This is a genomic window from candidate division KSB1 bacterium (genome assembly GCA_022566355.1).
Classification (GTDB): domain Bacteria; phylum Zhuqueibacterota; class JdFR-76; order JdFR-76; family DREG01; genus JADFJB01.
The window spans coordinates 1-15,285 of the sequence record JADFJB010000114.1 but is presented as its reverse complement, the minus strand read 5'-3'; the positions used below and the strand labels follow the sequence as shown (position 1 = coordinate 15,285).

Genomic DNA, 15,285 nt, shown 5'->3' with positions numbered 1-15,285 from the left:
ATTCCTCCCCTTGATAAGGGGAGGTTAGGAGGGGTAATTGAGATAAACAAATGACTACAGCTTATAGCTCCGTTTAAAAATACGTCACCGAATTTATGAAACAGACCACTTAGTTAGAGTTTATTAATGGATAAGACAGGATTAACATGATGAACAAAATTTACAAAATAATTAATGGAAGGAGTTTCAAAGATATTTGGAATTTGCATGCTATAAATATTTCATCCCGCTGGGATTTTGCAACCTATCAATTATCAAAATATTCATTTTTTAGGTTTTATTCGGTGTGAATAAATCAAATTAAAAGATCATGATCCAATTTCTCAGTCCAATATTATTATTGCTTTCCTTATCAGTTATAATCCCTATCGTGATTCATCTCTTGAGCCGAAGACGTGGCAAGACACTTAAAATAGGAAGCGTTAAGCTCATCGCAGAATCCCAAAGCAGCAAATTTAAAAATTTAAAACTGAGTGAGGTGATGTTACTTCTACTGAGAACTACCTTGCTTATTTTGTTGGCTTTGTTGTTAGCAAAACCCTATTGGATCGATCACAAATCCATCAATGAATCCGAAGGAAAACACTGGGTGCTAATAAGTCCGGAAATCCTGGATAAAATAAATGATTCATCCATCAATACGAAGATCGATTCCTTAATATCGAATGGTTATGAACCGCATCTTTTTGATTCAAAGTTTCCCAAGATTAATTGGAACGTAAAAGATGAAATCGATCAATCGCTACAAAATTACTGGTCACTCTTGCGGGAAGCAGATTCAATATTACCGCCGGGCTCGCAGCTTGTTGTGTTTGCACCTAATCAGCTTAAATATTTTCGAGGCGAGCGTCCGCAACTGAACTCCGAATATACCTGGTATCCAATTGAATCTGAAAAAAGCCAATGGATCGAGAAAGCCAAGATTCATAAAGATAAGCTGTTAGTCACTTTAGGATTCAGCGATTCATCGAAAACCTTTTTTCGAGAATATGAATTCGAAATTCCAAGAACACCAAGAATATTCAGTGGAAACAACATGCCTCCGGTTGAAGTTGTCACGGACTTCAAAAGGGAAGAAATCAGAATTCGTATCATTCAAGCAAGCAATGATTATTCAGATGTTTTCAGAATTCAAACCAATCCATCAAAAAGGGTTGTTCAAATTTTTTATGAAGAGGATAGAGTTGATGATGCAAATTATGTTCGTGCCGCTGTCGAAGCTGTCGAGGAGATAATCAAAATTCCGATTTCTATATCGATGCTGGGAATGAAAGATTTTGAAAAAGTAACGAATTCTCCGGAACTCATTTTTTGGCTTTCGTCTGAGGAAATCCCTGGGACATTGAAAAATTTTACTCAAGACGGAGCTACCCTGATAACAGATATGGCCTCTAATGAATACGAGATAAGTACCGGCAAAATGATTATGGCTGGCCAAACCACAAATGAAGAACCCAGGATTTGGCGGTATTCTAAAGTCCAAAATCAGAATGCTTCAATTTGGACAGACGTTGAAGGCAATCCATTACTACAGTTCGAATCCCTTGGACTGGGAGAGATTTACCGGTTTCACAGCCGTTTTCATCCACAATGGAACGAATTAGTGGTTAAACCACAGTTCCCGGAATGGATCATGAATGTTCTTCTGAAAAGTCTGGAAAACGAGGGGATGGAAAATCCAAAGCGAATTATTGACAGGAGAAATATAAGCATCAATCAATTAAGCCCACAAAAAATTATAGTTGCCAATGATATGCGGCAGAAAGAGAATAAATCCGATTTAACAATTTTTTTATGGCTTATTGTTTTATCACTTTTTGGTTTTGAGCGCTGGATTTCTGAAAGGAGAAAAACTAACGAATCATCTACATAGAAACATTCTCCAAAGGCTGGCCAAAGATTGGAACCGACAGGTTTTAGTTAGTTCATTTCTGCAAGCGCTGGGATTGTCCATGCTATTCCCCTTTGGCCTTGGCCATATTCTGAGTTGGTCGATCAAAAGTCAATTCCTGATCTTTATAATTATGATCGTATTACTTGGTGTTGCTTTAATCAGGTTGAATTGGCGTAAGCGAGCCCAGGTGAACCAAATTGCAGCCCATTTAAATCGAAAGTATCCGGAACTTGAGGAGAGCAGTGAATTATTTCTGCAGCCAGGAAAATGTACCCTTTTGCAGCGCATGCAGTTAAGCCGCATCGAGCCTGTTCTTACCAAAATCAAAATTCAATCTGTTTTACCCAACAATTTACTTGTTTCCGGATTTAAGTGGTTATTTGTGCTCGGATTGATCACTGCAATACTGGCAATTTGGGCGCCGCAAATTTCATCAAAAAAAGAATTTTCGTTCAAGCCAATGAGACAGCAAGGCAAAGAAGTCGTTGCAAAAAACTCTGATCCTCCGCCAAATGTAGAATCAATCCGAATTGAGATTTCCCCGCCCGCTTATACCAGGAAGCCAAAAAAAACCAGCAAAAATCCTAACCTTAGTGTTGCTGAAGGTTCTGAAATAAAATGGCGAATAAAATTAGATAAATCTGTTGAATCCGCTAAACTCGTATTAAATAATGTTGATACTCTTGTTTTCATGGAGAATCCAAACCGAACCTACACATTGGGTTATAATGCCACAGAATCAGGATTTTATTATTTGGAATTAAATAGTGGACAAGGGATTTTTACCGTGTCCGATTTTTATCAACTGGAAGTCATTAAGGACAAACCTGCTTCTGTTTTTGTAGTACATCCGGACCAACGTACTGAAATCAAATTCGATGAACTGGCCAACGTTAACCTGGTGGTTGAAGTCAAAGATGACTATGGATTCGACAAAGCAAAAATATTTGCCACCGTTACCAGGGGAGGGGATCCTGGTTTTATGTCAATGAAGGCAATGCCTGGCTTAGCCGGCGCCAGGGACAAAAAATCAAAGCAACTCGTTTGCGATCGACTTTTAATCCAAGAATAGATGAAACACAAGACGATACTAAAAGTAAAAAAACACAAGCTATATCATCTGTTTGGTTTTTTCTTGTTTTTTTATTAAGTACCAGTTATTTATGGATTGAGAGAAAGATTTAGACAGGATTAACATGATGAAAATATTTCAAAAAATGATAATGAAATATATCTCTATTTATACACCCGACCTGTCTAAAATTTTTATTAATATCAGCCACCTATTATGAAATTGAAGCATACTTTATCACTTGTGTTCATTTTGATAGCTTGGCTTTTCTTCGGAACTCAAAAAGAAGAGCCTCTACCTACTCCCTCAGGCGCAAAGCAGGCTCTTGATTTCTGGTCGGATTCACGCGCTTATCCCCAATCAACCATTCCCGATGTTGGATTTATGAAAGCCTATGAATTCACAAAAAAAAATCTATCTAATGTCAATCGTTTGCTAAAGAAATCGTCTTCATCCCAGGAATGGCGGAGTATCGGTCCGAACAATATTGGCGGAAGAACTCTGGCTATTGCCATTGATCCGGTTCAAACGGATATCATCTACGCCGGTTCCGCCAGCGGTGGATTGTGGAAAAGCACAACCGCAGGAAGGGGCGCTTCTGCATGGCAATATGTATCGACAGGGTTCCCAGTGCTGGGAGTAGGCAGTATCGCTATTGATACTTCCGATCCAAAGAAAATTTATATCGGAACAGGTGAAGTTTATGGCTACCAGCAAGCGTTTCCAGGAATTAATTACAGGACTACCCGGGGGAGTTACGGCATCGGAATTCTCAAAACTACTGATGGCGGTAAAACGTGGACCAAAAGCCTGGATTGGTCTTACAATCAAAAACGGGGAGTGCAAGCGGTTCGTATCGATCCCCAAAACCCAAATATAATTTGGGCGGCTACGACCGAGGGTACTTATAAGTCAACAGATTCCGGAACCACTTGGCTGAAAGTACACTCTGTAATAATGGCCATGGATATAGCCATAAACCCCGATGATCCCAATACAGTGTTTGTTGCTTGTGGTGGATTGCAAAGTGCGGGGCATGGTATTTATCGCACAAAAAATGGTGGTTCAACCTGGTCGAAACTAGTTATCGGATTGCCAAATACTTTTGGCGGCAAAGCCCAGCTTGCCATATCCAAATCTTCTCCAAATATAATTTGGGCAAGTATTGGCAACGGTTACTGGCGTAATGCAGGAACCTGGTTGTGCAAATCGACCAATAATGGTGATTCATGGAGCACTATCTCCACTCCGGATTATGCCTCTGCCCAGGGTTGGTATTCTCATTATGTCGGCGTTCATCCCACAAATCCAAATATTGTTATTGCTGCAGGACAACTGGGAATTTACAAATCAACATCGGGTGGAACGAATTTACAAATGAAGACTGAATTTGTATATCCAAGAGGAACTCCACCACCCGGCGGTCCGGAAGGACCTCCAACATATGCCCATGCGGATAACCATGCCATGGTATTTCATCCCGCAAATCCGGATATTATTTATTTTGCCAATGATGGCGGCGTGTGGCGATCTTTGGATGGCGGCGAGACATTTCAAAGTTGCAATGGCGGTTACCAGACCACTCAATTTTACAATGGCTTCTCTACTTCACAAACGGATTCTCTTTTATCCATTGGCGGCTTTCAAGATAACTGGACGGCAGTCTATGAGGGTTCCTCAAGTTGGCGGCGTGTGGCAGCAGGTGATGGCAGCTGGACGGCAATTCACCCTGGAAATCCCAATACGATTTATGCATCCAGCCAGAATCTTGCTATTGTAAAATCAAATAATCGAATGGAATCATGGTTTAATGTTCGACCTCCTGAATCAGACTCTGAGATCACAGCTTTTATCGCACCCTTTGTGCTGAGTCCGTCAAATCCAAATACATTGTATGCAGGTAGAAGTAATATTTACAAATCCACCAACGGTGGGTCGGGATGGACGATCACAACAACTGCCTCCACTCTTCAGGGAAACCCGGCCATTGCAATGGCGATTTCAACCAATACTCCGGATACGGTTTATGTGGCGACTGCCCCGCAAAGCACAAAGCCGGGAATTTTTATTACTACGAATGGTGCCTCCTCCTGGCAAAACATAACAGGAAATCTTCCGGATCGTTATCCATTGGATATTGCTGTGAATCCGCAGAATGCTGCTCAAGTTTATGTCGTGTTTGGCGGGTTTGGTTCGTCACATATTTTCAAGTCGAATAATGCCGGTCAATCATGGAAGGATATTGGAACAGGCTTGCCTGACGTGCCCACATCTGCCGTAGTGGTGGATCCTGAGTATCCCCGGCATATTTACCTGGGCAATGATTTGGGCGTCTTCGTATCACTCGACGATGGCGGTTCTTGGCAGGACTTTCGAGAAGGCTTGCCGGATGCCGTTATCACAATGGACCTCAGTATCTCTCCTACGAATCGAAAGCTGCGTGTGGCAACTCATGGCAATGGAGCTTATGAACGATCTTTGCTGGATGTGGGTGTTGATGTCGAGGATTCGCCCAGTGTGGTCTTACAATTTAAATTGAAGCAAAATTATCCCAATCCGTTTAATCCGACAACCACAATTGAATTTGAAATTCCGGATAGAGCTCATATAATAGCCATTATCTATGATTTGTCCGGCAGAATAGTCGATCAATTAGTTGATGGCATGGTAGAGCCAGGATCACACAAAGTGGTTTGGAATGCCAGTGGCTTTTCGACCGGTGTTTATTTTTTTAGACTTGAAGTGAAAGAGTTAGGTTTTAAACAAACAAGGTTGGTCGTTGGGACGACGAAGCTAACATTGCTTAAATAGAAAGAAGTAACAAGCCAACAGATTCCATCGCTTTGAGCGATGGAATCTGTTTAAAATCCTTAGAAAGAGCATATCCTGAAAATCCGAATACTATCTGCGGAAGATATCGATAAATCCATCACTATGGCGGAAGCCATCGAAGTGAATGCCCGGGCTTATGCGAGTCTTAGCACCAACGACGCTGTTTTACCGCAGCGAATACCCATCGAAACTGAAAAGGGCACAACTTTATTCATGCCGGCTTATCTTAAAACAGCACAGGCGATGGCTGTGAAAGTTGTTTCCGTTTTTAATGATAATCCAAAATTGAATTTGCCAAGAATCCACGCTTTGGTTCTAGTCGTTGATACTGAAACCGGTGTGCCAATAAGTTTGGTTGACGGAGAAAGGCTTACCGCGCTCCGGACCGGAGCCGGAGCAGGTGCAGCCACGAAAATATTGGCACGAGAGGACGCAAGAGTATTGGCCCTGTTTGGCGCAGGCGCCCAGGCCATGGATCAAGTGGCAGCCGTGCTCTCAGTTAGAAATATTCGTGAAGTCCGGATCTTTACACCGTCAGGGAAATCTGCTTCTGAATTAGCTGATCGCATTCATCAACAATTCCCTCATGTAAATGCGTTTGCAGCACAAAACCCGGCACATGCAATCCGGAATGCGGATATAATCACTTGTGTGACTACCAGCAATGAACCGGTTTTTAACCCGGTTGAAGTATCAGCAGGAACTCACATTAATGGCGTGGGATCCTTTAAACCGGATATGCGGGAAGTTCCGGTTTTTGGGTATCATTCCTCACTGGGTATTTTTGTAGATAGCTTGCAAGCTTCCTTAACGGAAGCAGGCGAGCTTATGGAAGCCATCGATAAAAAGTTGATCCAAAAGCAAAACCTGACGGAAATCGGTGATGTGATTGCCGGCAATAAACCGGGGCGACAATCTGCCGATGAAATTACCTTTTTTAAATCCGTCGGAGTTGGGGTACAGGATGCAGCTACTGCGCAGTTGGTTTTGGAGAGAGCTGAGGGAATGGGTTTGGGGAGGATGGTGGAGGTTTAGGGAAGATGATATATGAATTTTAATTATTTCTTTATCTTGATCTTCAAAAGTAAGAATATTTCGGAAATTGACAAGTCCCTGGGATTTTGATCATCTTGAATTATTATGAAACAAACAATAGCAATAAACTAACCACTAAATGTGATCTTAAAAAGTTAGATAAAAGGTTGAATGATAAATTCTCATCAGAGATTACCTGGTTGGATATTAAAATTGATAAGAATGTTGACGCTCTATGGAGCGATATGGCCAAATGGAAAGACGAGATACTAAACTAACAGACAACGACAAGCTTGCCAAAAAGCTCGATCGGATTTTGGTTAAGCAACAGTCGATCACAGTGAATTATAAACGAGTTGACCAGAAGGTAGAAAATTTGGCGGATTTTACAGAAAAAACAGCCCCTTGACATCCTAATTAAACTACCTTATACTTACAGTAAGAAAGTAAGAATACTTCTTTATTTTTAAAACAAAGCTTAACCATGGAGGTCTAATAATGCCACATGTTAAAATCGGCCCCAAACACCAGATAACTATACCCAAAGAGGTTTTTGAAACCCTCCAACTGGAGACTGGGGATATCCTAGAGGTGACTGTCCAAGATGGCAAAGGTATAATAATCCCCAAGCGGATCCTCGAGAAGATGCCATTGCCGAAACTTTCACCCAGAGACCAAAAGCTCCTAAAATCAGCCAAACGTAAAATTCAGGCAATCCGGAAAGATCTTAAATCTGCAAACGGATTAACAGAAGCCGAAACCGAGGTGGCTGCAAAGGTTGGCCTGATCGACCCAGAGCAACGCTGGTGGTGGACAGAAGAATGGCAGCAGGGCGAGCGAGAAGCGCAGCGGGATATTGACCAGGGTCGAATTAAGGAATTCCACAACCCCGAGGAGCTGCTCAATTCTCTACGCCCATGACCATAGTCAAATCTAATCGCTTTACAAAAGAATTTGAATCGTTACCTCAAGACATCAAACAGCGAGCCCGAAAGCAGCTAGCCCTGTTTTTCCAGAACCCCAAACATCCTTCACTACAGGCTAAAAAAATGAAAGGCCACCCCAATACCTGGGAAGGCCGAGTAACTAAATCCTACCGATTCACCTTCACCATAGAGTCAGATCGGATAATTCTGAGAAGAATTGGCACTCATGATATTTTGAAAAGACCATAATTCTGAAAAGAGGCGTAGGAAAAACCAGTGTATGCATGTATACAGCAGCCTCGTTAGCTGAATCTGGCAAGAAAGTTTTTACAATTTCATTTCACCACATTAATTTCCCACTCAGTCTGCCAAAAACCAGCTAAACTCGCAGCTTCTTCTTCAATCCTGGTAAACGTGCTTTTAGAAAATTTTTCAAATGGCTCTATTTCCAAAAACAATCGCTTACTTTTACGGGTATAAGACCAAACTCCTATTACCCTTCCGTTTAACAATATTACCGGTGAGATCCATCCTGCTTTGCGATAAACTCGTTTGTACAAGTTAGAAGCCACTAAATGATTTTTATCTATATGGCCAAGCATGTAGGGATCAAAATGCGGCAATAAACAAAAAACTTGGCTATCCAAACAACTTTTTCTGAGTGGGTCAAAATCTTCCCGAAGAATCAATCCTTCTTTATTTTCGAATCCGACTTCTATTAGTTCTTTTTTCATTTCCTGCCGGATAGTTCTCACCTCTTGCATGGAAATACCAGACCATTTGGAAAAATCCTGGAGTGTAGCAGGGCCATAAGCAGACAAATATCGACTGAACAGAATGTGTTTGGCATCCTGTTCCGAAACTTCTTCCAGGTTCGACAGCCATTGATCAACACGGACAAGAGTAACTTCCTGGCCTTGATCAGGGCCGTAACAAACCAATCCCTCCACCATAGCTTGTCTGACAACTCCCCACCAACTCAGTTTGTTCACCCGGGGGGATTTCAGCAAGCATTCGGGGTAGTCTTTAAATCGAATCAAAACCTGGCAGGTTTTTTCTAAGAAAGCTATCATTCTTTAAAGCATGTAGTTTGAAACCTGCCAGGTCTATTTGCATACAAAACTAACTAAGGACAAAATATTTTTGAAATTTGAAGTTTCGATTTTGTTTTGGATTTCGATATTCGATTTTAGGATTTAAGCCCTTCAACAATTAGGCAGTAAATTGTTCATAACAACCCTATAAGCGCCAAAAAATACTCAAGATAAGTTTAACTTATTATTTCCCAGTATATCTTATACACCAGATACGGCCGGTTACAGAGTCTGAAACATACAATGAGCCATCCGGTCCTTGTGCGAGACCCATTGGACGGTGTTGTGCATCCTGTGGTCCATGTATAACATCAACGCCGGCAAAACCATCGGCAAAAACCGACCAATCACCCGATGGGCGTTCTCCATCAAAAGGCACAAAAACAATATTGTAGCCAGCTTGTTCAAGAGGCGCCCGGTTCCAGGAACCATGAAATGCGATAAAAGCGCCATTTTGGTAGCTTGCGGGAAATTGGTTGCCAGTGTAAAACAACAGATCATTCGGAGCCCAATGGCCCGAAAAAGCCACAATCGGTCTCTCGTATTGCTCACATCTGCCGACTTTCTTGCCATCGCCGCCATATTCAGGAGCAAGTATCTTTTTGCCTTGAAGATGATCATTATAACAATAGGGCCATCCGAAATTAGAGCCATCGTCCAGCATTAAAAACTCCTCGGAAGGCAGCTCTGCATTTAAGCTGTCGTTAAAAAGTTCCGGCCATAAACCCTCTAATTGATCGCGGCCATGCTGGACAACATATAGTTTTTTGGAAACCGGGTTCCAATCTATGGCAACCGAATTACGAATCCCACTGGCATAACGGTAACCATCATCGACTTGCGTTTGATTGAGCTTATCATCACTAAAGCGCCAAATACCTGCGTGCCGTCCTAAATGGGGACACGGATCCAAACCCGGCGATCCTGGTCTGCGCATTTTCTCCTGGCAGGCATTTGAGGGCGCGCCAACGTTCACATACATATTGCCTTCACCGTCAAAAGCAAAGGGTTTAACGGCATGCTGCCGTTGTCTTAGAAAACCGGAGACCACAGTCTCCGGGGGATTTTCGGGAACCAACTCTCCCTCGGTCAGCCGGTATCTATACACAGCGGTGTCAGGAGCGAAATAGAGATATCCATTGTGAATTCCAATTCCTGTACCACCATATTCACCAAAGCGCTCAATTATATCTGCTCTGCCATCGCCGGTGGTGTCCCGCAGCGCCACAATACCGCCCTGCTCATTTCTTGTGGATCGCAGCGCTACGTAAATATCGCCATTCGTGTTTACGGCCATATGCCGTGCGCGGCCTAGACTGTCGGCAACCACAAAAGCGCTAAAGCCATCGGCTAACTGAATACCACCATTATCAGGATCGAATTGAATCTCACCATACTTTTGGCCACAGGACATACAACCGACTAAAATGAAAGTGAAAAAAAGCTGCATACTCCAGTTCTTTTTGATCCCTGTAGAGTTGAACATATTCTTTCTCCTTAATTATTTGTTTTCCGAATTGACAACAAAAATAATATAGTTAAATTTACAAATCAAGACAGATTTATGAAACTCATCCCTTATTGTGTGCTATTCATTCAAATAAAATAAGATTAATAAACTCTCGGACTTTAAATAAAAACAATAATATAGCCACGGATTCGCACGGATAAAACAAGGATTTAATAAATGAAGCTTGAGTCTACTCTAAAAACCGATGCAATCGCTTTTCCAAAAGCAATGTTACATAAAAACAAATACTTATGAGAGCGATGGAATCGGTATCCCACCTTTTTAGAATGAACACAAGCTTTAAGAGGACAATTTACTCTCTACATATTCATTCACCACCTGTTCTAGAATGCTCAGGGGCATGGCGCCGTTCTTGAGTACCACATCATGAAAATCCCTGATGTCGAAGTGATCGCCCAATTTTTGTTTCGCTTTTTCTCGCAACTCAACAATTCTTAACATCCCGATCTTATAAGCACAGGCTTGACCTGGATTGACAATATAACGTTCAATCTCTGCAACTACATCACCTTTTGACATGCCGGTATTGTCAAGCATATAAGCGATAGCTTGTTCGCGCGTCCATCTTTTGTAATGTATGCCGGTATCAACAACAAGGCGTACCCCTCGAAACAATTCGGCTTGCAATCGGCCAAGATTATTGAACGGATCTTGCTGAAGGCCGTATTCCCATGCAAGGAGCTCCGCATAAAGCGCCCACCCTTCTGTGTAAGCAGTAAAGGGAATAAGATTGCGGAAAGTGGGAACTCCGGTTATCTTTTGCTGGATCGCTATTTGAAAATGGTGGCCGGGTATGGCTTCATGATAGGCCAGGGTACGCATGCCAAATTTAGAAATTTCTTTTACATCGCGAAGATTGGCAAAGAAAACACCTGGACGTGATCCGTCCATTGCTGGTCCATTGTAATAAGCGCCAGGTGCGGTCTTCTCCTTAAATTCGGGAACGCGCCTTACTTCCACACCCATCTTAGGGCGTACGTTAAATACCATGCCCAGGTTTTGGTCGATTTCATCGATAATCTCCTGGTATTTTTTTAAGATTTGCACACGTGCGGAATCGGTATCAGGATAAAGGAAGCGGTCTTCTGAGCCGAGTCGGCGCATGTGACTCGCAACGGTCTTACCGGTATAACCGAGGCTATCCAGGATTGAATGCATTGTACTCTGGATACGGTTTACCTCCTCTAAGCCAAGCTGGTGTACCTCTTCCGGAGTGAAATCGGATGTGGTATTGCTGCGCAACTGGTAAGCATAATATGCTTCACCATCGGGAAGTTTCCAAACGCCGTCATCGGTTGTGGCTTTAGCCTCTAAAGCTTCAAAATAGAAAATCATTCTTTGATAAGCAGGGAACACAGTTTTTTCAATCTGTTCTCGGACATCTGCAAAGAGTTTACCAGCGCTTTCTTTTTCAAACTCTTTTACCTTTTCAACTTTCATTTGAAAGGAAACAAACAGGATGTTCTCATCTACTGGTTGAATAACGAAATTCCGCATTTCTATGAGAACTTTCTCTATAACAAATTTGGGTGGGATGATCCCTTTTTCTTCCCGCAGTTTCAATCCTTCAATCACCTGGTCGAACTTAATACCAAATTTTGATAACCTGGCTATGTAATTTTCCGCACTTTTCTTATTTTTGACTTGATGTGTAGCGTCCATGAAACTGGGAAGGTTACTCTGCACTCCGAATAGTTGATTGACAGGATAATTATGGTACATAAATCGTTCTCCCCGGACAGCATCATCGATGAACCATTCCAGGATATCAGTTGAAAGTTGTTGCGATTTGCTTTGATCCTCACGGTCGTAGCTACGCAGAAGCTCGAGATCGCTCCGAGTTTTATCAGCAAGTTTTTGAGCCCGGGCTGGCGATGAGTCCGTTAGATCGTCACTGTGAAAATCTAAAAGTGAATTATCTATGAATCCTAATTGGGAGAGTAACTGCGGATCGTCCAGTAAGAATTCGATGAATACTCTTTCATAAAAATGGTTTATGTTCAGCGGTTTACCCCAGACAAGCTTGTAAGTCCACCATCCTCCGATTAATAACACCAATCCAAGAAATCCAAGAATATATTTTTTCATGTCGACTCCTATTGGTCTAAATTCACCAGTGAATAAAAGTAAAATAACTTCATCAGACGAAGTTTTGGCTGAAAGTTCTTTGCAGCTAACTTAAAACGGTCACGCGCAACCTTGGCATAATATCTCTCAAATCCAATAACAAATTGCTCAAAGCGGCTGAAATTTAGCGGACCCAAGCCAATTTTTGTATCAAGGATTTTCATTTTCTTAATTGGCTTGAAAAAATTGTCGTAGTGGGATGGGATCACATATTTAGGTTTTAGATATGCAAGGGTTTGAACTATAGTGTTATAGTCTCTTCTGGATGTGATGCCCTGGATCAGGATATCCACTTCACCTATTTGGTTGTTGTGTCTAACGATAGTAGATTCACTAAAAAAAATGCGTAAGCCCTGGTATTCTATCAAATAACCAATTGAAGTATTATGGTTCATCTTATAATCAAAAACATTATAGGGGGGATGTTTTTTGATGGAACCAACAATAGCGGTAGAACCCAGATGATCATAACTGGAATGGTCAGAGGCAAATGCCGTTATCTTGAAATTACCAAACCTACCGACATCACAATAAATGTCCGAACCCAGCAAACATTCTTTTTTACCAGGACTAAAAAGCAGTGTCTTTATTTTGCTATTTTGCAATCCTCCAATTGAATCGAGCCATTCCATGCCTCTTCCAGGCTCATGTCCAACGATCAGGTCATGGACATTCTGGCTGCCTACTACCAATGGTCGTTTTAGGGAATCCGGATATTGCGCAAGAATATATGGGACATCCTGAACATGATCATGATGCGCATGTGCAACTAATATTACTTTTAGGTTTTGTAATGGAATCGGCGCAAGGATGTAATGGTTAACGGCACTCGTGTCGATCGTAATGGTTTTGATTAGCTGACCAAAAGCAGGCCGGGAGACAAATGGATCAATTAAGATAACTGTAGAGTCGTCACTAATTTCATATCCCGCAGTGCCCAGCCATCTTATCTTCAAGCCGGATGGTGGCAAACGTGAGGCCGTCACAACAGGCTCATCTTCATTGTTTATGCTGGCTGAATGCCATTCCAATACCTCGCCTTTTTGTGGAGAAAATCCCTGAACATTTGAATATGAAATTTCTTGTGGTTTGCCATAACTACCCCTGGGAAATGTACCACAACCGGAAAGACTCGACCAGAGAAAGAGTAGGCAAATATAATGGGTTGTCATTTTCTTCATTCTATGAGGTATTAGCAGGATAGCGTTTTGTTTTGGCTTTGCATGAATTCTATTCAATATCATTTCCAACAACCTTAATTTAGCAAAATTGATTCGAAAGATGGAATGAAAATGTCTATTTGTCTAAAACCACAAAAACCAATAAAAGGAATGGATGTTTTTAAAGCAAGTACTTTTCCGGATTCCTGGCGTTGAAGCTTGTCGGCATTAAACTTTTTTTTCTTGCAGTACCTTGGGGGGAAAATCTTAAGTATACTGTCCGGTTAGACAATCGATGGTTGCCTTTAAATCAAAATAACCCTTTTATTTTATTGAATTTATAGCTATACTTCCAACCGGACATAATACACAAACTGACCGGTAGAGCCCTTTTTCCTCACCGGACATTTAAACAGGTATATCAATGGATCCTATCAATCAAAAAAATACAACCATAAAATATCTTACCCAGGAAGAGACCGCGAGATTTTTTTCAAAGATCAAATCTAAACGCGATCGGGCCATGTTCAATGTGATTTATAAATACGGCCTCAGGGCATCGGAAGCCGGATTACTTAAAATAGAAGATATTGACTTGGATCGCCGACGGATTAAAATCTGGCGATTGAAAGGTGGTGTTTCAGGAGAGTATGGCATTTTCTCAGACACTGCTCGACTTTTAAAAGCTTACCTTAAGGAAAGAGAAGTTGATTTTTATTCGCCTTTGTTTCTTTCCCGGAAGAAAAATGCAATTTCACGAAAAACCATCGATGATCTTTTTCGGGCGTATGCCAAGAAAGCAAAATTGCCCAAAGATAAATGGCATGCACATACTTTAAGACATTCTATAGCGGTGCATATGCTCGATGCTGGTCACACCCAGGAGGAAGTAAAAGATCAGTTAGGCCATAAATACATTCAAACTACAGATATTTACGCAACAATCTCTGGTCGTAAACGCAAACAAATCTACGATCGTATGGAACGAGCAAGGGAAATCGTTAGCATTTCATGAAGAATAAATATTAAATATATTACGACATTGAGATCATCGTTCAACAGATAGACCAGCCAATAAAGTAAGCAGTCTGGGTGATAAATTTTTACTTTAACAATCAAAAATATGAGGTGTTAGCATGAAAAAACTAATTTTTTCGCTAGTTTTAGTGCTAATGTGATGTCATCAATCAACAAACTAAATTTGAAATTGTACCAGCACCATTTCCAAAAACCAGCTCAAATGCAAATCTTGATACCTTGACCTACACTTGGATTTACACTGGACCAGTTCCAGTTGAATATGTTATTTCTTTTCGCACAATTGATAACTCAACTGGTCTGCATTCTGACTGGGTAATAACAGAAAAAATCAAATACGACATTATTTCTAGTGTTGAGGAGGTTGATTTAACTGTTATTCCAAACCAGTTTGTACTTGAGCAAAACTATCCGAATCCATTCAACCCAACGACCGAGATTTCGTTTGGAATTCCGGAAGCTGGTGAAGTAAAACTAGCTATCTACAACCTATCCGGTCAGTTAGTAAGGACATTGGTTTCCGGCCAGCTGCCGGCAGGCAACTACAAGGTAACCTGGAAAGCCACTGATGACAAA

At 41.5% G+C, this 15,285-nt stretch carries 12 protein-coding genes; 8 read left to right on the top strand and 4 right to left on the bottom strand.

Annotation, left to right across the window (positions count from 1 at the left end):
- The first annotated feature begins 310 nt into the window (after positions 1-310).
- The 6 genes from IIC38_16460 to IIC38_16435 all read left to right on the top strand — a co-directional run bounded on the left by IIC38_16460 (position 311) and on the right by IIC38_16435 (position 7,754).
- Positions 311-1,873, top strand: coding sequence for a BatA domain-containing protein (locus tag IIC38_16460; protein ID MCH8127528.1), 1,563 nt, complete (start codon positions 311-313; stop codon positions 1,871-1,873).
- The gene (locus IIC38_16455; protein MCH8127527.1) at positions 1,803-2,966 is read left to right on the top strand and encodes a hypothetical protein; all 1,164 of its coding nucleotides are present in this window, start codon (positions 1,803-1,805) and stop codon (positions 2,964-2,966) included. Before IIC38_16460 ends, IIC38_16455 begins: the two co-directional genes overlap by 71 nt.
- Positions 2,967-3,218: 252 nt before the next feature.
- Positions 3,219-5,777, top strand: a complete 2,559-nt coding sequence (locus IIC38_16450; GenBank protein ID MCH8127526.1) for a T9SS type A sorting domain-containing protein — start codon at positions 3,219-3,221, stop codon at positions 5,775-5,777.
- Between the two features lie 123 nt (positions 5,778-5,900).
- Positions 5,901-6,833: a hypothetical protein gene (locus IIC38_16445; protein ID MCH8127525.1), complete on the top strand. Its 933-nt coding sequence runs from the start codon at positions 5,901-5,903 to the stop codon at positions 6,831-6,833.
- A gap of 253 nt (positions 6,834-7,086) precedes the next feature.
- Positions 7,087-7,242, top strand: coding sequence for a hypothetical protein (locus IIC38_16440; protein ID MCH8127524.1), 156 nt, complete (start codon positions 7,087-7,089; stop codon positions 7,240-7,242).
- Between the two features lie 89 nt (positions 7,243-7,331).
- A complete protein-coding gene (locus tag IIC38_16435; GenBank protein ID MCH8127523.1) occupies positions 7,332-7,754 on the top strand; it encodes an AbrB/MazE/SpoVT family DNA-binding domain-containing protein in 423 nt (140 codons plus the stop codon).
- Between the two features lie 340 nt (positions 7,755-8,094).
- On the opposite strand, the gene IIC38_16430 is transcribed toward IIC38_16435, so the two are convergent.
- The 4 genes from IIC38_16430 to IIC38_16415 all read right to left on the bottom strand — a co-directional run bounded on the left by IIC38_16430 (position 8,095) and on the right by IIC38_16415 (position 13,749).
- Positions 8,095-8,832, bottom strand: a complete 738-nt coding sequence (locus tag IIC38_16430) for an AlkZ family DNA glycosylase (GenBank protein MCH8127522.1) — start codon at positions 8,830-8,832, stop codon at positions 8,095-8,097.
- 205 nt (positions 8,833-9,037) lie between these two features.
- Positions 9,038-10,303 (bottom strand): PQQ-dependent sugar dehydrogenase, encoded by a 1,266-nt coding sequence (locus tag IIC38_16425; protein ID MCH8127521.1) that lies wholly within the window; start codon positions 10,301-10,303, stop codon positions 9,038-9,040.
- A gap of 360 nt (positions 10,304-10,663) precedes the next feature.
- Positions 10,664-12,472 (bottom strand): DUF885 domain-containing protein, encoded by a 1,809-nt coding sequence (locus tag IIC38_16420; protein MCH8127520.1) that lies wholly within the window; start codon positions 12,470-12,472, stop codon positions 10,664-10,666.
- Positions 12,473-12,480: 8 nt separating this feature from the next.
- On the bottom strand, positions 12,481-13,749 hold the full coding sequence (locus tag IIC38_16415; GenBank protein MCH8127519.1) for an MBL fold metallo-hydrolase: 1,269 nt from the start codon (positions 13,747-13,749) through the stop codon (positions 12,481-12,483).
- Between the two features lie 346 nt (positions 13,750-14,095).
- Here IIC38_16415 and IIC38_16410 point away from each other — a divergent pair, with 346 nt between their 5' ends.
- Both IIC38_16410 and IIC38_16405 read left to right on the top strand, forming a co-directional pair.
- Complete coding sequence (locus IIC38_16410) at positions 14,096-14,686, top strand: tyrosine-type recombinase/integrase (protein ID MCH8127518.1); 591 nt, start codon at positions 14,096-14,098, stop codon at positions 14,684-14,686.
- Between the two features lie 242 nt (positions 14,687-14,928).
- On the top strand, positions 14,929-15,285 hold a 357-nt coding region (locus IIC38_16405; GenBank protein ID MCH8127517.1), incomplete at its 3' end, for a T9SS type A sorting domain-containing protein.